We start from the raw sequence: 22,431 nt of genomic DNA, 5'->3' as shown, positions 1-22,431 counted from the left end.
TCGGGCTGGTCGACCGCCCGATGGGCTGACGCGGCCGTCGGCGGGCTACTGGTAGACGGTGGTGATCGGCGTGGAGACACTGGCTCCGCTGCCGGGGGCTGCGTAGGAGATGTTCCACAGCGCGGCTGTTTTGTTCGGGTAGCCGTACAGGTAGCCGCCGTCGTCGCAGCCGTAGTTCAGGCGCTGTCCAGCCAGCGTCGCGGTGCCGCCTCCGGCGAACGAGCATTGGGCCCCGTTGGCCAGGACGAGGATGATCGGTTCGATGTCCGGTCCGCCCGGCATGTGGTTGTTGTTGCCGGGAAAGCCCTCGGCGACCGACAGCTCGACCATGCGGTCGGGGGCTCCGTCCAAGCACAGGGCGCTGGTGTCTGCAGGGTTGGAGTCAGGGGAGAAACACGGGTCGAGGATCCGGTCGCCGGCGGTACAGCGCCAGGCGTCCGTGCGCATCGTGGATTCGGCGGTTCCGAAGCAGGAGCCGTTGGCCCGCTCGGTGATGGTGATACCGGTTGCGGGGGTACCGCCCGGTGACCAGGGACTGAGGGTGACCACCTGGGTCTGCGCCGGCGCGGACGAGGCCGCGGCGGTCGCAGTCTGTGACTCGCTGGTGGCTGGATGAGCGAAGCGTGACGTGGTTGCTGCCGGTTCGGCAGCAGGGGTGGAGCGGACCGCAGTTGCCTGCGGGGAGTGGGTGCCGCGCGCGGGGGCATGGCCAGAGGCCAGCGCGAACCAGGTGCCCGTGGCGGTCGCGGCGAACAAGGCGGCCGCGGCGACGATGAGCCGGGCGCGCCTGCCCGGACGGCGTATGTCGGGAGCGGGCCAGGCGGGGTCTTCCACGGTCGCAGGGTGCCACTGCTCGGCGATCAGATTCGGGACCTCGGTCGCCCGGTCGTGGGCATCTCCGAGGACCTGGGTCGCCTGCTCGCCGAGCAGTTCGCCGGTCTTCTGTGCCACGGTGGCGGACGCCGGCCGGTAGCTCGGTTCTTTGGCGAGACACTCCGATACCAGGCTGAGCAAGTCGTCGGGGACGCCGGCGAGGTCCGGCTCGCCGCTGAGGACTCGGAAGGCGACGGCCTCGGCGTTGCCGGTGCCGAATGGGTGGCGGCCGGTGGCCGCGAAAGCGAGCAGCGCACCCCAGGCGAAGATGTCCCCGGCCGGCCCGGTGGTGCCATCCCGGTAGTACTCGGGGCTCAGCCAGCCCGGGGTCCCGGTCAGCATGCCGGTGCGGGTGACCGCGGTCCCGTCGGCGACGTGAGCGATGCCGAAGTCCAGCACCCGCGGCCCGTCCGGGGCCAGGATCACGTTCGCGGGCTTCAGGTCGCGGTGGATGACCCCGGCGGAATGCACGGCCGCGAGCGCCCCGGCCGTACCTGCGGCGAATAGGTGCAGCTGAATCCCGGTCAGCGGCCCGTGCATCGCCGTGTGATCGCCGAGCGTCGGGCCGGGTACGTAGGCAGTCGCCAGCCACGGGATCTCCGCCTCGGGGTCGGCCTCCAACAGCGGCACCAGACAGGGACCCGAAACCCGCCGCAGCACCGTGACCTCGCGCCGGAATCGGGCCCGGAACTGGTCATCCGCCGCCTGCCCGGCGTGCACAGCCTTCACCGCTACCCGCTCGCCCCGCTCCCCCACCGCGGCGTACACCGTGCCCATCCCACCCGCGCCCAGCACCCCGACCACCCGGAAAGGCCCGATCTGGGCCGGGTCCGAGGCACGACGAGCAGCAATCCGCGACACGAACAAGACCCCCGACGAGAGCGATTATGGACGAGATGTGAACCCTAGCGGGGATCGCCGACGCCACACGCCAGTTGGCATCAGATGGGGGTCCGCTCATGCCTTGCCCGCCCAGTCGTCTGCACGGCATCCGCCACGCTCCCCACCACACTGGCCAACGCCGACATCGGATGATGAGGCGGCCCAACCGGTGCGCGGCCGCGCGGAGTCTGTCGCTGGTCCGGTGTCCTAGCGCTCGGGCTTGGGGGCGCGTGCCATGAGGCGGGCGGCGGCGTCTTGGACGGTGAGCTGGCCGTTGATGACGTCGACGACGACGTCGGTGATGGGCATCTCGACGCCGTGGTGGTGGGCCAGGTCGAGGATGGCCTGGCTGGACTTGACGCGCTCGGCGGTCTGCCCGGTGGCGGTGGTCGCTTCGACGACGGTCATGCCGCGGCCGAGGTGTGCGCCGAAGGTGCGGTTGCGGGAGAGTGGGGAGGCGCAGGTGGCCTGGAGGTCGCCGATGCCGGAGAGGCCGGAGAAGGTGAGCGGGTCGGCGCCGAGGCGTTCGCCGAGGCGGGCGGTCTCGGCGAGGCCGCGGGTGATGAGTACGGCCGTGGCGTTGTCGCCGAGGCCCAGGCCGGTGGCGAGGCCGACGGCGAGGGCGATGACGTTTTTGACGGCGCCGCCGAGTTCGCAGCCGATGACATCGGAGTCGGTGTAAGGGCGGAAGTAGGGGGTGAGACAGGCGGCTTGGAGGGCCTTGGCCGCGGTCTCGACGGGGCAGGCGATGACGGAGGCGGCCGGCTGGCGGGCGGCGATCTCGCGGGCGAGGTTGGGGCCGGAGATGACGGCGACCCGCTCTGCAGGGATGCTGGTGGTTTCCGTGATGACCTGGCTCATCCGCAGGCCGGTGTTGGTCTCGATGCCCTTCATCAAAGACACGATCACTGCATCGGGCCCGAGGTGCGGCGCCCAGGCGGCCAGATTGGTGCGCAGGGTCTGGGCGGGGATGGACACGATGACGTGGCGGGCGCCGTCCAGGGTCTCGGCCGGGTCGGTGGTGGCACGGATGCCGGCGGGGAGCGTGATGCCGGGCAGGTAGGCCGGGTTCTCGTGCCGGGTGTTGATCGCTTCGGCGATCTCGTTGCGGCGGGCGTGGAGGGTGACGGCGTTGCCGGCGTCGGCCAGGACCATCGCCATGGTCGTGCCCCAGGAGCCGGCGGACAGGACCGCGACCTTGTTCATCTGGCAGTTTCTCCTTCAGTGATCTCGGTTGGAGACTACTGCGCGGGTCGCGGGCGGCGGCTGGGTACGGGGCGGCGCAGGGTGACGGCGAGCGCTTTGCGGGTGGTGAGGCGGGGCAGCATGCGGTGGGCTTCGGCCAGCATGCCCTCGGCCTGGTCGTGACCGAGTTCCACCCGCAGGCGGTCTTCGTTCACGATCCAGAGCTGATACACGCGATGCCACAGGTCGGGTTCGTCGCGCCGGGTGTCGATGTGCTCGACGGTGAGGCCGGCCGCACAGGCTTGGGCCTTGATCGCGGTCCGTCCGCCGGGCGGCAGGGTGCGGGTGTGGACGGCGCGACCGCCGGGGGCGAGGATGCGGTGGAACTCGGTGAGGGCCGCGATCCGGTCGCTGGCGTTGAAGAGAGCGTCGACGCAGATCAGCCCGTGCGCGCAGGCGTCGGGCAGGCCGGTGTGCTCCAGGCTGCCGATGGCGAAGTGGGCGCGGTCGGCAACGAAGTTCTTCCGGCGTTCGGTGGCGAGGCGGATGGCGGTGGCGGAGACGTGATGAAGTCGTACTCGGTACTGCGCGGATCCTGGAAGCGACCGGAGAGCAAGGCCGTGCGCTGAGTATGCGACTGCCCCTCAGGTCGGTGCATCCCGATTCGACCACTCACGCTCAGACCGGCCGCCCACCCTGCCCAAGGCCAGACGGAGGTTGAAGAACAAGCCAGGGCCTGTTGCGAAAGTGGATCTTGGCCTGCAAAGGTCGCCAGTTCCGTAGGCTTCCTCATATGACCGACACGTCTTGCGACTCGAATTGGACGCCGGCGCACCAGGCCGTGGAGGCCAGCGACTACGAGACGCTCACCGTTCTTCTCGCATCCGGAACGGATCCGAACGAAAGGTGCTTCGGGCACACGCTGCTCACCCACGCGCTCGACCTTGAGGGCGACGGCCACTTGCAAACGGGACACCCGTGGAACACGGCGGCGACAGCCATTCTGCTTGCCTACGGCGCAGATCCTCAGTTGCCGGCAGACGACAGGGAAACGCCCCTGCAGGTCGCCGAACACTACGGCCACGCCATGGCACAAGAACTGCTAAAGCGCTTCATCCCTCCGCGTGAGGGTCTGTGAAGCGTCATCCCATGTGGCTGAGCCCGGCGTTGGGGCTGGTACAGCTCCTCCTCGGCGCTCGCAATGAACGTGTGGACCTCAGCGGTGAGGTCGCGCATGTCCTCCCCTGCCACGTGCACCCTGATGGTCTCTACCTCGTGCTGGGTTCACGCGCTCCAGCTTGGTCCACCCGGTCCAGCCTCGCTTCGTCAACAGTTCGATCAGCCGACGGGCCGCCGGCAGGGTGTCGAACACATGGGTGTCCAGCAGCTCGGCGAACGGTGGCTCGATGCCGGTGTCGTCGACGTAGAACTCGCCCTGCTCGTCGGCCATCTGCGTGATGTAGGTGGCCAACTTGTCGGCCAGTTCCTCCAGTCGTGGGTCGTCGTCAGTGCGGTCGAGAGCCTGGCTCAGGGTGAGATAGAAGTCGATGATCTGCGGGTCGGTGATCTGCTGTCGTTTGCGTGCCATCCACTCCGGGACTCGCTCGGCGAGCGCGCGGCCAGCGGGATCCAGCCGTCGCGCTCGACCTGGACAATCCGCTCGTCGACCCCAAGCGCCCGCAGCCGGTCAAGGTACTCGACCACCTCCTGGGGCAGTGCCAGGCTGTCCCCTGCGGCGAGGCAGGCGATCCGCTCGCGGTGGCGCTGCCGCTCCCGGATCTCCGCCCGCAGCCGCTTGTCGACATCGGCGACTGCCGCGGCGAACTCCTCCTCGTCGGCCTGCAGCAGCTCTCGCACGCGCGCCAGAGGGACCCCGGCCTCGGCAAGGGTCCGGATCTTGACCAACTCGACCACGGCGCCGGCGCCATATCTCCGATAGCCCGAGTGGTCCCGCTCCGGCTCGGGCAGCAGCCCCCTGGCGTGATAATGCCGCACCGCGCGCACCGTCACTCCGGCATACGACGCCAGCTCGCCGATCGTCAGCATCAGAGCAGTCTCCTAGTTCGCAGCCCGGGTCCGGTAGAGACGCCGCGACCAGAGGTAGCCGACCAGCCCGATCACCACACACCAGCCGATGGCCCAGATCACGTTGGAACCATCGGGCGATCCGGCCAGCAGACCGCGGAAAGCGTTCATGATCGGCGTGAACGGCTGGTACTCGGCGAACCACCGCAGCCCGGTCGGCATCGACTCCACCGGCACGAACCCGCTGCCCACGAACGGCAGCATGATGAAGATCATCGGCCAGTTGCTCGCGGCCTCCGGGGTGGGGCTAGCCAGCCCCAGCGCCACGGTGAACCAGGTCATCGCGAACGACAACAGCGCGAGCAGCCCGACAAGGCCCAACCACTGCATCGCCGAGGCGGCGGTCTCCAAACCCAGCAGGAACGCCACCCCGAAGACCGTGGCGAGGGCCAGCGCCGTCTGGACCATCGCGCCCAGCACATGGCCGGTGAGCACCGAGACCTTGGCGATGGCCATGGTCCGGAACCGGTCGATGATCCCACCTGTCATGTCGGTGGCGACCGAGACCGCGGTGCTGATGGACACGCTCGCCACCGCCATCACCAAGATCCCGGGAATGATGAACGTCAGGTAGGCGCCGCGGTCCCCCGCCGGGGCTCCGGGCAGACCGGCGCCCATCGTGGCGCCGAAGACGTAGACGAACAGCAGCAGGAACAGCAGCGGCAGGCCGATCAGCATCAGCGCCTGCGACGGGTACCGGGCCATGTGCTTCAGGTTGCGGCGCAGCATGGTCGCCGAATCACGGACGCCATACGTCGCGCTATTCATGCCGGCACCTCCTCGGAAGACTCGTCGGCGGTGGAGTGGTCGGTCAGAGCCAGGAACACGTCATCCAGGTCCGCGGTGTGCACGGCGAGCCCGGTGACCGCGTCGTCGTCGATCCCGGCCAACAGCCGGCGCAACGTGGTGAGGCTGCCGTCGTGCGGCAGGGTCAGGGTGAGCGCCGCGGCGTTCGGGGTCGCCTCGGGGAACCGGCGCGCCAACGCGGCCAGCCGTTCACTGTCGGCGGCCTGGAGCTCGACCTGGCCGCCGGGGACCAGCCGTTTCAGCTCGGCCGCGGTGCCCTCGGCGACCAGCCGGCCCCCGTCGAGCACACCGATCCGGTCGGCCAGCTGGTCGGCCTCCTCCAGGTACTGGGTGGTGAGGAAGACGGTCACCCCGTCGGCCACCAGCTCCCGCACGATCCCCCACAGGTCGCGGCGGCTGCGCGGGTCGAGACCGGTGGTCGGCTCGTCGAGAAAGATCAACCGCGGCCCGGCCACCAGGGTCATCGCCAGGTCCAGCCGCCGCTTCATACCGCCCGAGTAGGTCACCGCGCGCCGGTCGGCGGCATCAGCCAGGTCGAACCGCTCCAGCAGTTGCCCCACCACGCTTTCCACTTGGCGCCGTTCGAGGTGACCGAGGTCGGCCATCAGCCGTAGATTTTCCCGCCCGGTCAGTAACTCGTCCACGGCGGAGAACTGCCCGGTCACTCCGATCGACGCACGCACCCGGTCTGCCTCGCGGCCTATGTCGTACCCGGCGACCCGAGCCTCACCCGCATCTGCGGGCAGCAATGTGGACAGGATCCGCACTGTGGTGGTCTTGCCCGCCCCGTTGGGGCCGAGCAGGGCGTAGACGGTGCCTGCGGGGACCCTCAGGTCGACCCCGGCGACCACCTCGTGGTCGCCGTACGACTTGCGTAGCCCGGCGACCTCGATCGCACTGGTTCTCGTCGTCATGCCGACCATGCTGAGAGGTTGCCCCTGCGTCAGGGTCAACTGTTGCCGCTACGCGGCCTCGCCCACTCGGGACGCCGCCCTCTGCCTCACACCAGCCACGGCCGACTGTCGCACGACCGCGCCAAGTACCTGGTCGAGTACGCCGCCAGGAGCACGACCGTCCACGGGCCCGGAGAACGCCGAACCAAGCGCGGGGCCCGCACAACGCCCTCGTGGGGCGCGTCCACCCGGTTCACGTACCTTCAGCGCGGCCAGCCACAGGCGGCACAACCGCACGGCAAGACGACCGCCAAGTTCGCTCGCGATCGACCGCAGCCAGAGCGTCAGGCCGGCGTCCGGATCGATGCACAGCCGCGCATGGGCCCCTCTCGTCGGTTCAGTGCCTCAGCTGCACAATGATCAACCGGTGCTCATGCTCGGATGATCTGGAGGATGTGAGTGAGTTCAAGCGGGGCTCAAGCAGCGGCCTTCTTCCGCGAGGTTGCCCGGACTCGCACCGTGTGGTGGGTACGAGACGACGACGGCAGTCCCGCGCCGCTCTCCACTTCCGGACAGCCAGCTTTTCCCTACTGGTCGTCGCAGACCCGCGCACAGCGAGCCGCTCAGCTGTGGGGTCCTCAATTTCGTGCGGTTTCCATGCCGCTGGATCATTGGCGAAGGGCGGCCTTGCCGGATCTCGCCAGGGACGGCTTGCGGGTAGGGATCAACTGGAGCGGACAGCGCCTGACCGGATGGGACTTCACCGCCGGTGAAGTGGTCAATCGTCTCGTCCACGCACTCAGCGAGCCGCCCCACGATCGATAGATTCCGTCCAACGACGGTTGCGCCGGATGGGCGTGCGGACTCCGGGATGCGGTCCCGGGAAAGACGGCCAAGATAAACAACTGTCCAGGGCTGGCTCAACGAGGCCGGATCTGGCTGGACGACGCCGACAGCGTGGCCACCTCCTCGAAGGTGTGGAACACCCGCGAGTCCGCGGTGTACGGTCCCGACGCGGAAAACGTGATCAGCAGGGCTGCAGCGGACAGTCCGGCCATGACGAGGCTGCCGTGACCTGATCCTGAAGGTGATCGAGACGCTGAACTGCCCCTGGGCATAACCCTGGCGACGCCGCTGCACACCCACCCTGGCCTCAGTACTCCCGAACCGTAACGTCGGTGATCTCCACCGAAAGCTTCGTCCCCGACGAAGCCGCGCTGATCAGAGATGGCGTGAAGTTCAGGCTCGTCCGATTCGACAGCTCAGCCGTCTCAACGACCGGGCCCGACTCGTCACCCCGAATTTCATAGGTGATCTCGTACACCACGTCCGGATCCAGCTCCGAGCTGTCCATCAGCAGCGTCAGATCCGGCTCGACTGTGACGTTACAGCCAGCCGACCCGAAGCAATGCCGCTCAGTGGTGCGCAGCTTGACCGTGAAATCGGCGGCGTCGACCTCGGCGTACGTGGGCTCCAGGTCCGGTTCCTCTGCGGCTGCGGTCACGACGCCCTCGTCCGGGAAGCTCGATCCCGCGGTGGTGGTGGCCGGCGTGCTCCCGCCGCCTCCGGACTGCACGACCACGATCCCTGTGCCGATGACGGCGGTGATCACTGCGGCGGCCGAGGCCAGGATGATCAGGTTGGTGCGTGACTTCTTCGGCGTGGGCGGCGGGAAGTTAGGCACAGGTGGCGGCGTAGCGTCAGTCATGGTCCCCCCAAGGACATGGCGTGCAGGAGGGCATCATGCGTCCTCATGCGTGGCGCGTGGAGGGGCGTGCCCATGTTGTGAACACGAATGAGTGAAGGCTCCGGATCCTGTCGGACGCTGCACTGCGGACCGATCCAGCCGCATAAGGGATGCGGCATGGCCGTTGTGGCCTGTGGGGCGATGCTCAGCACGGGCGTCTCGCTGCCCGGGACGGTTCGCGGGGAGCCGACTTTCAGGCTGTGTCGTCTGCGGGAGTGGGCGAGCGGCGATAGTGGTCCAGGGCTGCCGCGTGTTCGTGGTACGGAATGCGTGGGATCCGAGAGACCAGAGACCACATCGTGCGCTCGGCGGCGAGTTCCTTGGGAATGTCCAAACCGAGCGAGGCGGCCAGCGGGTGACGCCCGACGTTGACCAGGGCCCGTACGGCGGCCGCCCATTCATCGGTGGCGCTGACGGCGCAGCGGTACCACACGGGAACGAGGGCGGCGAGGATGACAGCGGTTGTCGCTGCAGCTGATGCTCCGGTGGCACTCGACGTGAGGGTCGCTACTGCGGCGGGTAGTACGGCGAGGTGGCCGTAGAGCAGGCAGACGAAGAAGTCGACGCTGGTGCGTGCGGTGTCGACCTGGCGGCGGGCCTGTTCTGGGGCGGTTGCGGTCAGTTCGTTCCACAGGAGCTGCGAGTCCAGCTGGTACCGGTCGTAGGCGTAGACCTCGAATCGGCGGATGGCGTTGCCGAGTCGGGTGGGCGCGAGGTGGCCGTCACCGACGGGGTAGCGCGCGAGGCGTTCTTGGAGGAGGGCCCGGCGGGTGACGGTGCTGCGCTGGTCCAGGCTTCGGTAGCGGGCCAGGTGGGGGCTGTGGCGAAGGAATGTGAGGTCTGCGGTGTCGACGGCGGACAGGTTGGCGGCGGCGGCACGGCGTTCGAGGCGCATGAGCAAAAGCCGGTCGGTCAGGCAGCGCCTGATGGCCTGATGCCGGCGGCAGCCGTATTCGTACGCGCGGGAGGGCCACAGCAAGTAGCCCTCCAGGATGCGGTAGAGGGGATTTTGCAGGGCGTTGAGGACCAGGCCCAGCATCAGCGATGCGGTCAGGAAGGTCAGCGCGCCCCGTCCGTCGGCCAGGCCGACTACGTGCGCGAACGGTGGAACCTTGCGCAGGCCCGGCAGCAGAGTGGTGGTCAGCACGGCGAGGTTGATCGCGGTCGGCAGCACCCACCCGACCAGCAGACTCCAGGCGCCTCCCAGCGCCCCCTTAGCGATGTCTCCCATCAGGTGCTGGTGCTCCGCTCTACGGATGTCTCAGCGCGCTGCTCGGCTGCAGAGGTCCCGCTCTGCTGGTACGCCTGGCCGCCGGCTTGGTGAACCGTCGGCTGAATGGGCGGGGCGGGCGGGGCGGGCCATTCATCATCGTCCGGGGCAGGCGAGGGCCCCGGCGAGGTGTGCAGGGTGCCGCCGGGGCGGCGAGCCCGGTAGGCGTTACGGTAGTCATCCGGCGTGGAGCCCAGTTGGCGACGGAAGTGACCGCCAAGAGCTGCGACGGTGCGGAAGCCGCAGCGGCGCGCGACCGCATCGATCGAGTAGTCCGACGTCTCGAGCAGCCGCTGCGCCTGGAGCACCCGCTGGGTGATCAGCCACTGCAGCGGCGCACTGCCGGTGAGTGAGCGGAAGCGGCGGTCGAAGGTGCGGCGGCCCATGTGGGCGCGCGCGGCGAGCGTGTCCACGTCGAACTGCTCGTGGAGGTGCTCCAGCGCCCAGGCGACGACCTCGGCTAGCGGGTCGGCGCCGATCTCCTCAGGTAAAGACCTGTCGAGATAGCGCTCCTGACCGCCCAAGCGGCGTGGGGGGACCACCAGACGCCGGGCCAGTGCGCCCGCCGCCTCGTTGCCGTGGTCCGTCCGCACGATGTGGAGACAGAGATCGATTCCGGCCGCCGTACCGGCTGATGTCAGTACGTCGCCGTCGTCGACGAACAGTTCGCGTGGATCCACGTGCACCGACGGGTAGCGCTTGGCCAGCGTCGGTGCGTACATCCAGTGTGTTGTCGCGGGGCGGCCGTCCAGCAGGCCCGCCGCGGCCAGGACGAAGGCGCCCGTGCTCAATCCGACGATGCGGGCGCCCTCTTCGTGCGCCCGGCGCAGTGCGTCGAGCGCGTCCTCCGGCGGTGGCGAGGTGATCGAACGCCAGGCCGGCACGACGACCGTGCCTGCCCGTGAGATCGCCTCCAGGCCATGCGGCGCAACGAGTTCCAGCCCCGCCGTCGTGCGCAGCGGGCCTTCCTCGCCCGCCACTGCCAGGAGGCGGTAGCGCGGCACGCCGGCGTCCTGGCGGTCAATCCCGAACACCGACAGCGGTATGGAACTCTCGAAGATGGGGCCGCCGCTGAACAGCAGCACCGCGACGATCTCCTTGCGCCGTCGCCCGGAAAGCCTCCGGGCCCCGGCTTCCGGAGAGATCGGTGTAGCCGCCTTCTGAGATGCCTGCCCAGGGGCTGCCGTCGGGCGGCGAGGCTTCTTCTGCAGGCCCGAATCGGGGGTGTCCGGTGGGAAGTCGCTGAGACGGCGCAACACGCTGCTGGCCTCCGGGCTGCCGCGAAGGACACGGCGCAAGCGCATGCGTAGTTCAGCTTCCACATCAGCCGCGGTGTCGTCCTCTGCGCGCGAGAGGGCAGAAAGGAGGTCGCTGCGCACTCGGTCTACTTCGCGTTTGACCTGGTTCGGACGGGCCTTGCTACCGCTTTCGTAGTCCACGAGGAACGCGACGAGAGCTTCGCGAACGGACGGCCAAGAGGAATCGTCCCGCATGTGCTGCACCAGCTGAGCGACACAACCCGCGACGAAGTCCTTCACCACAGTTCCCCCGTCTCCCCCAGCAAACTCCGACAGCGCACGGGCCGCCGAGAACACCGTAGAAGATCGCAGGCAACTCCGCACATACAGAACGGACTTGAAGTCCGCCCGAAAGGCGGGACACAACGGCTCCCGACCACACACCGCGCCACCACCTGCGCGATCAAGATTCCTGGACAGCCTTCGTACGCATCCGTCCGCAGGCGCTGCTGCGGGTCGTCGCGACCGCCGCTGCGGTCGAGCACGAGGGAAGCCAGACGCTGGAGTTCGTCACCACCCGCAGGCCATGGCGTTCAATCAGCCCAGCCCTCGGTGTTGGAGCAGGACTCGTAGGAGTAGCGGGTACCGCGGTCCCACTCCTTGCCGGTGATGCGTTGGTATGCCCGGTCCGGGGTGTAGAGCAGGGGCTCGGCCCAGATGAGGTCGCGGGCGTAAGGCGTGAAGACCGACGGGTCCTGGAGGATGCTGTCGAACTCGGTGCGGCCGGCGGCGACGACCGCGGCGCGGCACGGGTGTAGAGGAAGGCATCTGCGCCCAGACCGTATCCGTACTCCTTGCGGTCCAGCCGGTACAGCGCCCATGACAGGTGTTCGGCAAAGCCGATGACCCGCGGCAACGGGGACTGGGCAAGCCGATCGACGAGCGAGGCTGCCAGGAGTTCGGCATCCGGATCGGGCGCCGTGGGCCTGCAGTCCTCGATGAGCTGCCAGAAGGCGTCTTCGTTCATGCCGACGAGCATGCCGCCACGGTCTGACAGTCCTGGCTCCGGGTCACCAGAGTGCTGCGTCGGACAGGGCCGCGCCGGCCAGATTCCGTCAGGTTCAGCCGGTCCGCATCGGATGTCTACTGCCCGCGCCAGCTGAGCTCAGCGGCCTCAGCGACACGTTCGCCAGGCGTTTCCTCGGCGAGGTTGGCGCGGGTGCGGCCGGGGACAGCGCCAGACCCCACGCATCACGGTCCAAGCCAAGGACCACCTGTGCGATGCGGAAGGCCCCACTCACCCACCACGGGGGCAACAGACGAGTGGGGCCGCTCAAGGGGCACATGCTCAGAGCGTGGTGTGCCACGTACCGCGGGCGCGTCGGGTGCGGCCGTCGGGCATGATCCGCACGCGGGCGCCGCGCACCGGAAGTTCGCCGTGCTGGAGCCAGTAGGCGCGGATCTCGTCCAGCACGTCCCACAGCCGCCGGGGGCCGCCTTGGTGCACCGTGGGCCGCTCGCTGCCGTTTGCGGTGGCGCGGGCCCACGATCCGTCCGCGTGCGCCATGACCGCGACCCGCCGCTCCCCCGTCTGGTGGTAGGCGTGCTCGATGCCCGGCGCGGGTGATGCCCAGCATGGAGTCGAGGTCCCACGCGTTCGCCACGTCGACGACCGGGTATAGGCCGCGCGTCACCTGCTCGGCGTCCTGGTCGTGCGCGGCGGCGAGCAGCGCGGACGGGGCGGGCGGGTAGTCCTCGCCGTTGCGGGCGTGCATGAAGCCGGCCCGCTCCCACTCCACCCGGCCCACCGCGCCGCCGTCGGCGGCCTTGTCCGCGGTGACGAGTAGCGAGGTGCCCGCGATGGTGGTCACCAGCCGTCCAGTGGGGCTGAGGACGGTCAGCCAGCTCGTGGGGATGCTGCGCACGGCAACCGTGGCGACGATGCGATCAACCCGCCCTGCGTCGGCGGGCAGCGGGCCGGTCGCATCGACCGTTTCGACGGTGGGGTGCAGCCCGATCGCATCGAGGCGTTCGCGGGCGGCCTGCACCAAGTAGCCGTCGATGTCCACACTCGTGACCGCTTGGGAGCCGAGCCGGTGTGCGGCCAACGCCGTGCCATAGCCGCTGCCCGTCCCCACATCCAGGAGCGTGTCACCGTCATCGATCCGGGCGTGCCGGAACATGGTGACCAGCAGGCTGGGCAGGGTGGCCGAGGATGTCGGCCGGCCCGTGGGATGGTCGTCGGTCTTGGCACGGTCGGCGTGTAGCGGTCCGATGCGGGTGATGAGCGAGCGGTCACGGTAGGCCGCGCTCAGCCACTCCTCGTCACTGGCCGGTTCGCGCAGCGTCCACTGTCCGTCGTCGATCTCCCACCACTTGGCGACGAAGAGGTGGCGCGGCGTCCGGGTCAGGGGGTTCCGCCACCGGGACGTACGGTGCGCGGTGCGGTCGGCCAGGGCTGCGGCGACGGTTTCCCAGATCACGCAGTCCCTCCAAGGCCGGCAGCGGGGGCGGGCGCGATGTCGTCGTCGTAGGCAGGATTGCACGCCTCGGTGCTGGCCGGGTCGCAGTCGCCGGAGTCATCCGGAGTGCAGGCGGCCCGCGGCAGCGGCACGGCATCGGTCAGTTGCCGCCACCGGTCGCTGCGCAAGATGGTGCGCCCACCTGCTCTCCGCCGTCCTGGAAGGCGGACGCACCGTCAGCCAGCTGCGGGTGCCGGACAAGACCACCGAGGTCACCGGCTTAACAAAGCTGCTGTCCTCGTTCGACCTGGCCGGTGTTGTGGTGACCGCCGACGCCCTGCACACCCACCGTGACCACGCCAGGTGGCTGGTAGAGGTGAAGAAGGCGCACTACCTGCTCGTGATCAAGCGGAACCAGCCGACGCTGCACGACGCGTTGCGCTCGCTGCCGTGGAAGGAGGTGACCGCCCGCCGCTACGACCGCGAGGCGGGGCACGGGCGGCATGAGACCGCTCGGTGCGAGCGCTCACCGTCACCGGTCTGGGACTGGACTTCCCGTACGTAGCGCAGGCCGCGAAGATCCACCGTCACCGCACCGACCTCAAGACCGGCCCGATCACCCGTGAAACCGTCTACGCCATCACCGACCTGACCGCGCGTCAGGCATCTCCCCAGTCCATCAGCCAACTTGCCCGCGCACAATGGGGCATCGAGGCCGTGCACCACATCAGAGACACCACGATCGGAGAGGACACCTCGAAGATCCGCACCGGACACGGACCCGAGAACATGGCCACACTGCGCAGCTTCGCGATCAGCACCCTGCGCACCGCCGGGCACCGCAGCCTCGCTGCCGGCCTGCGCGCGATCTCCTACACACCCTTCACCCGCTGGAGTTGATCGGACTTCCCTGACCAGCAACGCCACATGATCGCCAGGACTTTGAATCAGCCCTGACCAGACCCGGGGCACATCAGAGTCTCCACCAATCCCGGAACACTTCAGTATGACCCCAAGAGATCTACAGGGAATCTAGATCCAAATTTTCCTGATGCAGGTAATCAGGAAGGTTCGAGCGAGCCTCTACTTGATAAACGCGCAGCCTGTCTCTTTGATCCTCGTACGCCATTAGCAACTCGAAAGCGTACGAGGCGGCCATTTTAGACCTTCCAGATGAAATCTCCTCGAAGAAGATTTCAATGCACCCACGCACTGCTTCCTTGCAGGAAATCGCAATGTCTTCCTGCTCCCCATAGATAAGGTTAGACAGCACCCCCAAAAGATGACGACGCCACTCTAGTGGCACTTCAGCATCAACCAAGGATGCAGCGATCATTGCCGACGTAGCCGAAGCTGGCGCCATCAGATTCGACTGTATGTACGCATGCCCATCCGCCCATCCCTCTCCCATCCGATCTGGCAGAGGACCCTGTAGGGCCGACAACAAATCTACCGGAATATGGGCCGCACTCTGGTTGCAGCCGCATTGGATGGCCTGCCAGTTATGGCGTGATGTCTCAAGTTGCACAATTCGCATGACCGCGTCTCTCTTATCAATTCCAAGGCCCTCCTGGTTGAGCCTCAGCACCATCGATGAAACGACTTGGAGGGTAGTCTGCCTGGCACTTGACGCAGACTGGCTTTGCGTCGATTTTAAGGGAGCCATCCGCTCGTTTCACGATCGCGTATGCATGGGTGAATATAATCTTGCTCCCATCACCTCCCAGGACATGACATACATTACCTTCTGCGCAGTAGCTGTAACCGCCAGGCGCTCGCGCACCTGACGATGCGACGGCTATCTCGCCGCTCTCGACATGAACCCCGGCCACATACGCACGGTCACCTGTCCTCTTGATGTAGTTGGGAATATTGTCTCGCGCCAAATCAAATGCCAGCCTGTCGGCTACTCGTAGCTGGCTGCCGACGGTCCATCCCGGCCCAGCTGGGTACGTCCTTACCGGCGCGAACGGCGGCCTGCCCCCGTTCCCACGCATTCCTGCTGGCATGAGAGGCAGGTCGAGGGTGAGCCCGCCGGCCTTCGGACCACCGCCAAATAGGCCTTTGCCCCACCGCCAGAGCGGCCCTACCAGGCCGTTGAGACCGCCTGTGAGTGCACCAACGAGGAGGTCGGTGGGTGTGGTGGGCTGGCATTGGGCGGTGTTGATGGCCCAGGTGAGGCCCATGCCGATGGCGGCGTCAGTGACGACGGCGGTTGCGAGGGCGCGGCCGCCTTGCAGGCCGAGTTTGGCGGCGAGGGCGGTGCCTGCGGGGGCGAGGTAGCCGCCGACGGCGCCGACGACTGCGCCTTCTGCGGTGGCGGCTGCGAAGTCTCCCCAGTCGAAGTCGTCCTGGTGGGTGAAGGCGTAGACGCCGCCGCTGAGGACCGCTCCGATGCCTGCACCGATACACATCGGGCACTGGCCGGTGGGGTCGGAGAGGTTGGTGGGGTCGTTGTCTGCGTAGTTGTAGGGGGACTGGTTGGGGTTGTCGGCTGCCGCGGCGACCGGGTCCTGGGTGGTGAAGCGTCCCTGGGTGGTGTCGTAGGAGCGGGCGCGGAGTTGAAGGCGGTCGGGGAGGGATTGGTCTTTGTACTGGCCGGTGTAGCCGTAGGGGCTGGTCTGGCCGCCGGTGATGGTGGCTGTGCCGGTCGGGGTGCCCCAGGGGCTGTAGGTGTAGCGGTAGTTGTCGGTGCCTGCCGCGTCGTAGACGGTGCTGACGGAGTTCTGGCGGTCCTGGGTGAAGTAGTACGTGCCGGCGGTGCGGTCCATGGAGCGGGCCGTGCCGTCGGGGTCGTAGTGGTAGTCCGCGAGCAGGGCGCCGGAGGCGTCGGTATCGGTGGCGATCTGCGGCAGGGCGCCGTTGATGTCCCAGCGGGAGGTGCCGGCGAGTGTGCTGTTCTTGTTGGTGGTGGTGCGGTTGCCGTCGGCGTCGTACCGGAACGAGTAGGCGTTGGTGCCGATGGTGGCGGACTTGACGCGGTTCGCCGGGTCGTAGGTGTAGGTGCCGTCGTCGTCCTTGGTCTGGTTGCCGTCGGCGTCGTAGGTGTAACTGGTGGTGGCTGTGCCGGTGGTGGTCGTGCTGAGCTGGTCGGCGGCGTCGTAGGCGTAGGAGGTGGTCGCGGACCCGACGACCCCGGTTTTGAGGTTGCCGACCTTGTCGTACGTGTTCGTCGTGCCGGTGGTGCCCGTCAAGCAGGAGGTCGAGGCGGTGTCCGTGCAGGCCCGGGTCCTGCGGCCCGCGTCGTCGTACGCGTAGCGCGTCGGGAAGCCGGTGCCGGGGGTTTCGGTGACCAGGCGGTTGTTCTCGTCGTAGGCGTAGGTGCTGCTGACGGTCGGCGTCGCCAGCGTGGCGAGGCGGCCGACTTCGTCGTAGGTGCGGGTCTCGGTGCGGGCCGTGGTGGTGGGCAGGGTGACGGTGGTGAGGTTGCCGGCCTTGTCGTAGCCGTAGGAGACCGCCTTGCTGTTGGTGGTCTGCGTCTTGGTCCGGCCGACCTTGTCGTAGGTGTAGCTGGTGGCCCGGCTGTCCGGGTAGGTGCGTGACTTGAGGGTGTCGTCCGTGTTCCAGACGTAGGCGAAGGGCTTGGTCGCACCCGGCGACGTGATCGAGAGGATCTTGTCGTCGTTGTCGTAGGCCAGGGTGCGGGTGCCGGTCGCGTCGGTGACGCCGGTGATGCGGCTGGCGTCGTCGTAGACGTAGCTCTCCGTCGCGGTGCCGTCGGAGTAGGCCACCTTCGTCGGCAGGTTGCGGGCGTCGAACGTGGTCGTGATGGTCTGGCTGCGGGCGTTGGTGTACTTGGTGCGGTTGTGGTCGAGGTCGTACTCGTAGGAGACCGTCTTGCCCAGCGGGTCCTTGACCGACGTCAGTTCGCCCTCGGAGTTGTATCCGTAAGTGCTCGTGTGGGTGTTGGCGTCGGTGCTGGTATCGAGGAAGCCGGCCGCGTTGTAGGTGAAGGAGGTGGTGCCCGTGTCTGGGGCGGTGACCTTCGTCGGCCGGTTGAGGTTGTCGTACTCGTAGGCCGTCTGCTTGGCGCGTGCGTCGGTGACCGAGGCGATGTTGCCGACCTGGTCGTAGCCGGTGGTCTGCTTGTGGCCCAGCGGGTCGGTGACGGTGGTGGGGTTGCCGGCCGGGTCGTAGCCGTAGGTCCAGGTGTACTGCGCCGGGTCGGCTCCGGTCACGTTGCCGCGGGGGTCGACGGCGGTGGCGAGGTTGCCCTCGTCGTCGTAGGTGTAGGTCGTGCGCTCGGCCTCCGGGGAGACCTTGGCGGACAAGTGACCGTCATCGTCGTACTCGTACGTGGTGGTGTAGCCGGCCCAGGTCCTGGACGAAGCGAGACGGTTGTTGTCGTCGTAGGCCAGTGTCATGCCGTGGCCGAGACCGTCTAGGGTCTTGGTGACGCTGCCGTTGTTGTCGTAGTCGACGCTGCGGGTGTGGCCGAGCGGATCGGTCGTCGACAGCGGGCGGTTGTCGGCGTCCCAGGTGAATGCCGTGGTCTTGCCCAGCGGGTCGGTGACGGTCTTGCGGTTGCCTACCTTGTCGTAGCCAATCGTCCAGGTGTACTGCGTGGCATCAGCGCCGCTGACGTTGCCGCGGGCGGTGACGACCTGGGTCTGGTTGCCGGCCTTGTCGTACTGGTACGTAGTCTTCGCGCCCCGCCGGTTGATCACCTTGTTGAAACGGCCCGCGTCGTCGTAGCCGAGCGTCGTGGCCTTGGAGACCGGGTCGGTGATGGTGGTCAGCTGGTTGGCACTGTCATAGGCATAGATCGTCTGCCGCTGCGCGGCGTCCGTGACGGTGGTGAGGTTGCCGACCTCGTCGTAGCCGAATGCCGTCACGTTTCCGCGCGCGTCAGTGACGGTCTTGGCCCGGCCGGCGTCGTCGTCGTAGGTGTAGCTGGTCGTGTACTTCGCCGGGTCCGCGCCGCTGGCGTTGCCCCGCGGGTCGACGACCGTCTTCACCAGGCCCGTGGGGTAGTAGGTATACGTGGTCTTGTTGCCTTTGGGCGTGGTGACCGAGGTGAGGTTGCCGGAGGCGTCGTAGCCGTAGTTGGTGATCTTGCCGCGCGGGCTAGTGACCGTCTCCAGCAGCTTGGTGGTGGCGTTGTAGCCGTAGGCCGTCTTCTTGCCCAGCGGGTCGGTGACCGAGGTCAGCTGGTCGCCCGTGTAGCCAAAGATGGTGTCGTTGGACATCCCGTCGGTGTACTGATCGACGTTGCCGCTGGTGTCGTAGGACCAGTCCTCGTCGGAAGCGGAGTTGGAGCGGCGGGTCAGGCGGCCCGAGGTGTCGTACTGGTACTGGGTCTCGCGGATCTGCGCGTCGACCTCGCTGGTGCGGTTGAAGAACTTGTCGTAGCGGTAGTAGCTCTTGTTGTTCAGCGGGTCGATCTGCGAGAACAGGACGTTCTTGAAGTAGATGTCCGTCCACACACCCCCGTCCGGGGCGGTGACATCGACCTGGTCGAACGATCCGTTCTTCGAGTACGTGAAACTCGTGGTCTTGCCCAGGGCGTTCGTCTGCGACGTCACCCGGCCCTGGCTGTCGTAGACGTTGAACGTCACCTGCTTGGCGCGGGCGTTGGTGACCTTGTTCAGGTTGCCGGCGGTGTCGTAGCCGTAGGCCTCGGTCTTGCCGTCCAGCGAGGTCACGCCCGTCAGCTGGTCACCGGTATACGTGTAGTCGACGGCCCGGCCGTCGGCCAGCGTCAAATTGTCGAGCCGGTCACCGGTGTAGGCGAGCGTCGCGGCTCGCCCGGCAGCGTCCGTGATGGTTGTGGGCTTGCCGCCCGTGTAGGCGAGGGACAGGCCTCGGCCGGTGCGGTCCTTGAGCGCGGTGAGCAGGCCTGAGGAGTTGAAGGCGTAGGTCGAGTGATCGGCGGTGGTCAGCTTGTAGCCGGTGCCGTCGGCGGCCAGGGTGGAGCGGGACTCGCGGGGCGTGGTGAACTTCCCGCTGCTTCCCTTGGCGTAGGTGTGGCGGGTGCCGCCCTCACCGACTAGGACCGCGTCGCCGTCGGACTCAATCTGCAGGCGCGTCTCCCAGGGCAGTTGCCAGCCCTTGCCGAGGGCGCCGGTGAGGGTGTTGTCCGAGGAGTAGGCCCGCGAGACGGTCAACGGCATGCCCGGCGCCGGGACCTGGGCGTCGGTGAAGGCCTCCGTGAACGCGCCCGTCGCGGTGTTCACGGGGTCGGCCCGCATCACCGTCGTGCCGGCCGAACCGCTCGCATCACCGCAGATGGCGCCGCAGGCGGCGCTGTCGGGGAGCGAGGGCACGATGTAGAACATGTTGTACGAGCCGCAGGTCTCGGTGTCCGTGGGGTCATCCGTCACCGTGGTGCAGGCCCAGATCACCAGGCTCGGGATCTCCTGTGTGCACTCCGTCGTCGGCACCGTGAACGTGGCGTTCACCTCGGGGAAGACCGCGCTGGTGTTCAGAGTCGGCGCCTGGACCGTCTGGCCGAAGTCGTAGTACTGGACATCGTCGTTGCTCAGTCGGCAGGCGTAGAAGTCGACCTTCCAGCGCACCTTCACCGGGTGTATCTCGGTCTCCGTGCCGCCGGACTGGTAGATCGCCGACTTCACCTGCAACGGCTCACCCGGCACGGCCGCACCAATGTGGTTGCCCAGCGCCACCAGCCAACCGCCCTGCTGGGCGGCCGCATTGCCGAACGGGTCCGTCGACACGGTGTACAGCGCACCGCTGGAGTAGGAAGCAGCCGCTGCATCCGCAGTGCTCGCGAACGAGGCCTGACTCCCACCAGTGCCGGAACGGACAGGCGTGACCACGGACTTCGGCCCCTGCGCGTTCAGCCGCTGCTGGTTCTCCTTGAACAGCGCGATCTGCTGCGCCGTGGCCGGCTTGCTCTTGGTCGTCGGCAGAGCATGCGGCTTGACAGCCTTCGCCCGGTCCTTGGTCTGCTCACGCCGCTCCTCGGGCGTGACCGCCTTCTGCTGAGCAGCAGGCTGCGGACCCCGATAGGCGTAGTCCCTGCCGCTACTGCGGGAGTCCTCCCCCGCCACCCTGATCAGCCAGCCGCCACCCGCAACCACGGACAGCACCAACACCACGATCAGCACCCGCATGCGGAAAGACACAGACGCCAGCACTCCCCCACCCCCCACTCACGATGCGCACATGAAGCATTACATGTACACAGCAAGGCTTGTGATCATCAGCGCGTCCGGGGCCCGTGATCAAGAGAGGCAGGCGGCATTGGCTCATTCATTGCTCCTCAAGGGACCACGTTTCCATCGCAGCGAAGGCCCGCCCGCCAGCTGATCTCCCGACGCAGGGCGACACAGCAGTGCCACGTCACCTTCGCCCAAGCCTGGCTTGAATCACCCACTCACCAGGCGAAACCAACGGCAGGTTTGGGGGTGATCTACCGCTGAGGACACCGTTGGCGAATTCGGCGGCGTCTATGTGGGGCTCAATCGGCTGAAGCGGGAGGTGCGGGTGGTGGCGAGTGGGGTTCCGGTCAGCCAGGCATCGGTTCGGATGAGGTTGAGGGCGATGGCGGTGAGCACATGTTGAAGTCGGGTCTTGGCCAGGCCGGTGTAGCGGCTTCTACGCAGGCCGCAGCGGCGTAGCCCTTGGGCAATGGTGGCTTCGACGCCGACGCGGGTGGCGTAGCGCCGTCGCCACTGGTCGGTTTCCTGCAGCTGCCCCCTGGCACAGATCCCGTCGTGCTCTGCGCGTTGGCCAGGGAGTGCTGGCGCTGGTGGCCAGCGGCTTGGCGTTGACATAGCCCCGGCCCACAAAATGCTCGCCGGCCAGCAGCCCGGCCTGATCGAGAGTAGCGTGGATCGTCTCGGTCATCTCGACGTCGGTGACGGTTGCCTCGGTCGTGGCGACATGAGTGATGATGTGCGGGTGGTGAGAGTCGCAGGTCTCGGTCAGATGGACCTTGTAGCCACTCCCTTCGGTGGCGTTCTTGACGCAGTAACGTGCCTCGCTGTCGTAGGGAGACTCGACGTGGTCCCGGGAGAGCGGCATGTCCTTCGGGCCGCGCATCCCCACCCGGCCCTCGACAATCGTGAATTCCTGGATCCAGCACAGGCACAGAGCCTCAACAGCCGGAATCTGCCGCACCCATGACGGGGTATGGGGGCCGTTGATCGCGGTTAACAGCAGTACGCCGTCCTCGCCGGTCTGCTCCATGTGCTGCGTGCGCGGGCCCTCACCTCGTGGCAGCCGGTACTCCTCGATGCGCCGCTGGTAGCGATCGAACCAGTCGGCCGGCGCTGTCGCAAGCAGCCAGTCGGGAGCCGCAGCGGCCAGTGCGTTCAGCACGGCGCGCAGGTGTTCCGCAGTGTTCTCCAGCCGATTCAGCCGCCTCACCACGGCCAGGACATGCGTGAAATCGCTGCGCTGGCCACCGGGCCGCACCAGCAGACCGGCCTCCCGCAACCGGTCCAGGATCATGTCCAGCAGCCGCCGTGGCGCCCGGTCGGCCACCAGACGGTCCCGGAACTCGCTCAGCACGGAATGGCCGAACCCGCAATCGGTTAACTCCAGCCCCAAAAGAAACTTCCAGTCGATGCGCCCACGCAGAGCAGCTGCCGCCTGGCGGTCCGACAGGCCCTCCACGAACTGCAGCACCGACGCGATCGCCAACTGATGCGGTGGCCAACCGGGTTGACCCCGTTGCGGGAACAGATCCACGAAGTCCACGTCGGTGAAGAGCGGCCCGATCACTTCCCGGATCCGCCTGCACAGACAGCCCTTCGGGAATGCCAGCCGGGCCACCTCAGCGGTCTGGACCGGAACCTCACCCGGCAGACGTGGACGCAGCGACACCTCGATCACCTCACGATCGCGCCCCCACGCCGTTCCGTCCATCACCCCGCCGCCGCAAGGTCATTTGGTGACCACAACCGAATTCGCCAACAGTGTCCTTGGCGGGACACCACCCAGGTTGGGTATACGTCTCCGCCACTTCTCACCGGTCCGTGCACGCCTTCGACCTCGTGTCGGGATCTGAGGGTGCTGTACC

The 22,431-nt window shown here is 67.6% G+C and carries 16 protein-coding genes and 4 pseudogenes; 4 read left to right on the top strand and 16 right to left on the bottom strand.

The genetic code is table 11. The features are described from left to right. Window positions 1-45 precede the first annotated feature (45 nt). The 4 genes and pseudogenes from ACIOHP_RS45035 to ACIOHP_RS45020 all read right to left on the bottom strand — a co-directional run. Window positions 46-1,734: a serine/threonine-protein kinase gene (locus tag ACIOHP_RS45035; RefSeq protein WP_401896875.1), complete on the bottom strand. Its 1,689-nt coding sequence runs from the start codon at window positions 1,732-1,734 to the stop codon at window positions 46-48. A 228-nt stretch (window positions 1,735-1,962) separates the two neighbouring features. Then, a complete protein-coding gene (locus ACIOHP_RS45030) occupies window positions 1,963-2,961 on the bottom strand; it encodes an NAD(P)H-dependent glycerol-3-phosphate dehydrogenase (RefSeq protein ID WP_401896873.1) in 999 nt (332 codons plus the stop codon). A 35-nt stretch (window positions 2,962-2,996) separates the two neighbouring features. Then, window positions 2,997-3,155 (bottom strand): hypothetical protein, encoded by a 159-nt coding sequence (locus tag ACIOHP_RS45025; protein ID WP_401896870.1) that lies wholly within the window; start codon window positions 3,153-3,155, stop codon window positions 2,997-2,999. Between the two features lie 195 nt (window positions 3,156-3,350). Continuing rightward, a pseudogene (locus ACIOHP_RS45020) lies at window positions 3,351-3,500 on the bottom strand (class I SAM-dependent methyltransferase); the annotation flags it as partial. 233 nt (window positions 3,501-3,733) lie between these two features. Between ACIOHP_RS45020 and ACIOHP_RS45015 the strand changes: the two are divergent. After that, complete coding sequence (locus ACIOHP_RS45015) at window positions 3,734-4,078, top strand: ankyrin repeat domain-containing protein (RefSeq protein ID WP_401896869.1); 345 nt, start codon at window positions 3,734-3,736, stop codon at window positions 4,076-4,078. Window positions 4,079-4,156: 78 nt separating this feature from the next. On the opposite strand, the pseudogene ACIOHP_RS45010 reads toward ACIOHP_RS45015, so the two are convergent. The 3 genes and pseudogenes from ACIOHP_RS45010 to ACIOHP_RS45000 all read right to left on the bottom strand — a co-directional run bounded on the left by ACIOHP_RS45010 (window position 4,157) and on the right by ACIOHP_RS45000 (window position 6,746). Further along, window positions 4,157-4,986 (bottom strand): annotated as a pseudogene (locus ACIOHP_RS45010) (MerR family transcriptional regulator). 12 nt (window positions 4,987-4,998) lie between these two features. Next, entirely contained in the window at window positions 4,999-5,793 is a 795-nt protein-coding gene (locus ACIOHP_RS45005; RefSeq protein ID WP_401896866.1) for an ABC transporter permease, read from the bottom strand. After that, a complete protein-coding gene (locus ACIOHP_RS45000; protein WP_401896864.1) occupies window positions 5,790-6,746 on the bottom strand; it encodes an ATP-binding cassette domain-containing protein in 957 nt (318 codons plus the stop codon). The genes ACIOHP_RS45005 and ACIOHP_RS45000 overlap by 4 nt, the downstream gene beginning before the upstream one ends. Window positions 6,747-7,184: 438 nt before the next feature. Between ACIOHP_RS45000 and ACIOHP_RS44995 the strand changes: the two genes are divergently transcribed. Further along, window positions 7,185-7,550 carry a DUF2750 domain-containing protein gene (locus ACIOHP_RS44995; protein WP_401896862.1) on the top strand — a complete coding sequence of 122 codons (366 nt, stop codon included), beginning with the start codon at window positions 7,185-7,187 and terminating at the stop codon, window positions 7,548-7,550. 328 nt (window positions 7,551-7,878) lie between these two features. Here ACIOHP_RS44995 and ACIOHP_RS44990 read toward each other — a convergent pair whose 3' ends face one another. From ACIOHP_RS44990 to ACIOHP_RS44965, 6 genes and pseudogenes are all read right to left on the bottom strand, one after another. Next, complete coding sequence (locus ACIOHP_RS44990; protein ID WP_401896859.1) at window positions 7,879-8,409, bottom strand: hypothetical protein; 531 nt, start codon at window positions 8,407-8,409, stop codon at window positions 7,879-7,881. Window positions 8,410-8,665: 256 nt separating this feature from the next. Continuing rightward, a complete protein-coding gene (locus tag ACIOHP_RS44985; RefSeq protein WP_401896857.1) occupies window positions 8,666-9,703 on the bottom strand; it encodes a hypothetical protein in 1,038 nt (345 codons plus the stop codon). Further along, window positions 9,703-10,887: a GlxA family transcriptional regulator gene (locus ACIOHP_RS44980; RefSeq protein ID WP_401897024.1), complete on the bottom strand. Its 1,185-nt coding sequence runs from the start codon at window positions 10,885-10,887 to the stop codon at window positions 9,703-9,705. Before ACIOHP_RS44980 ends, ACIOHP_RS44985 begins: the two co-directional genes overlap by 1 nt. A gap of 686 nt (window positions 10,888-11,573) precedes the next feature. Then, the gene (locus tag ACIOHP_RS44975; RefSeq protein WP_401897028.1) at window positions 11,574-11,861 is read right to left on the bottom strand and encodes a hypothetical protein; all 288 of its coding nucleotides are present in this window, start codon (window positions 11,859-11,861) and stop codon (window positions 11,574-11,576) included. Window positions 11,862-11,887: 26 nt separating this feature from the next. Next, window positions 11,888-12,007 (bottom strand): annotated as a pseudogene (locus ACIOHP_RS44970) (hypothetical protein); the annotation flags it as partial. 94 nt (window positions 12,008-12,101) lie between these two features. Then, entirely contained in the window at window positions 12,102-13,463 is a 1,362-nt protein-coding gene (locus tag ACIOHP_RS44965) for a methyltransferase domain-containing protein (RefSeq protein ID WP_401896855.1), read from the bottom strand. 229 nt (window positions 13,464-13,692) lie between these two features. Here ACIOHP_RS44965 and ACIOHP_RS44960 point away from each other — a divergent pair, with 229 nt between their 5' ends. Both ACIOHP_RS44960 and ACIOHP_RS44955 read left to right on the top strand, forming a co-directional pair. Beyond that, on the top strand, window positions 13,693-14,007 hold the full coding sequence (locus ACIOHP_RS44960; protein WP_401896853.1) for a hypothetical protein: 315 nt from the start codon (window positions 13,693-13,695) through the stop codon (window positions 14,005-14,007). After that, window positions 13,959-14,342, top strand: coding sequence for a hypothetical protein (locus ACIOHP_RS44955; RefSeq protein WP_401896850.1), 384 nt, complete (start codon window positions 13,959-13,961; stop codon window positions 14,340-14,342). The genes ACIOHP_RS44960 and ACIOHP_RS44955 overlap by 49 nt, the downstream gene beginning before the upstream one ends. 121 nt (window positions 14,343-14,463) lie before the next feature. On the opposite strand, the gene ACIOHP_RS44950 is transcribed toward ACIOHP_RS44955, so the two are convergent. The 3 genes and pseudogenes from ACIOHP_RS44950 to ACIOHP_RS44940 all read right to left on the bottom strand — a co-directional run bounded on the left by ACIOHP_RS44950 (window position 14,464) and on the right by ACIOHP_RS44940 (window position 22,235). Beyond that, the gene (locus ACIOHP_RS44950) at window positions 14,464-14,805 is read right to left on the bottom strand and encodes a hypothetical protein (protein WP_401896848.1); all 342 of its coding nucleotides are present in this window, start codon (window positions 14,803-14,805) and stop codon (window positions 14,464-14,466) included. 190 nt (window positions 14,806-14,995) lie between these two features. Further along, window positions 14,996-20,530: a DUF6531 domain-containing protein gene (locus tag ACIOHP_RS44945; RefSeq protein ID WP_401896845.1), complete on the bottom strand. Its 5,535-nt coding sequence runs from the start codon at window positions 20,528-20,530 to the stop codon at window positions 14,996-14,998. Between the two features lie 324 nt (window positions 20,531-20,854). Beyond that, window positions 20,855-22,235: pseudogene (locus ACIOHP_RS44940) on the bottom strand (transposase). Between the last annotated feature and the right edge of the window lie 196 nt (window positions 22,236-22,431).

The organism is Streptomyces sp. NPDC087859, from assembly GCF_044742595.1.
In the GTDB taxonomy this organism is placed as follows: Bacteria; Actinomycetota; Actinomycetes; order Streptomycetales; family Streptomycetaceae; genus Streptomyces; species Streptomyces canus_F.
The sequence above is the reverse complement of the archived record's forward strand: the minus strand, read 5'-3'. Positions and strand labels throughout refer to the sequence as shown.

What these genes read in the sequence shown, in the direction of transcription:
- ACIOHP_RS44950 (WP_401896848.1), bottom strand. Translation starts at nt 14,805, where the DNA reads ATGGCGCCAGCTTCGGCTACGTCGGCAATGATCGCTGCATCCTTGGTT.
- ACIOHP_RS45000 (WP_401896864.1), bottom strand. Translation starts at nt 6,746, where the DNA reads ATGACGACGAGAACCAGTGCGATCGAGGTCGCCGGGCTACGCAAGTCG.
- ACIOHP_RS44975 (WP_401897028.1), bottom strand. Translation starts at nt 11,861, where the DNA reads ATGGGCGCTGTACCGGCTGGACCGCAAGGAGTACGGATACGGTCTGGG.
- ACIOHP_RS45015 (WP_401896869.1), top strand. Translation starts at nt 3,734, where the DNA reads ATGACCGACACGTCTTGCGACTCGAATTGGACGCCGGCGCACCAGGCC.
- ACIOHP_RS44985 (WP_401896857.1), bottom strand. Translation starts at nt 9,703, where the DNA reads ATGGGAGACATCGCTAAGGGGGCGCTGGGAGGCGCCTGGAGTCTGCTG.
- ACIOHP_RS45030 (WP_401896873.1), bottom strand. Translation starts at nt 2,961, where the DNA reads ATGAACAAGGTCGCGGTCCTGTCCGCCGGCTCCTGGGGCACGACCATG.
- ACIOHP_RS45005 (WP_401896866.1), bottom strand. Translation starts at nt 5,793, where the DNA reads ATGAATAGCGCGACGTATGGCGTCCGTGATTCGGCGACCATGCTGCGC.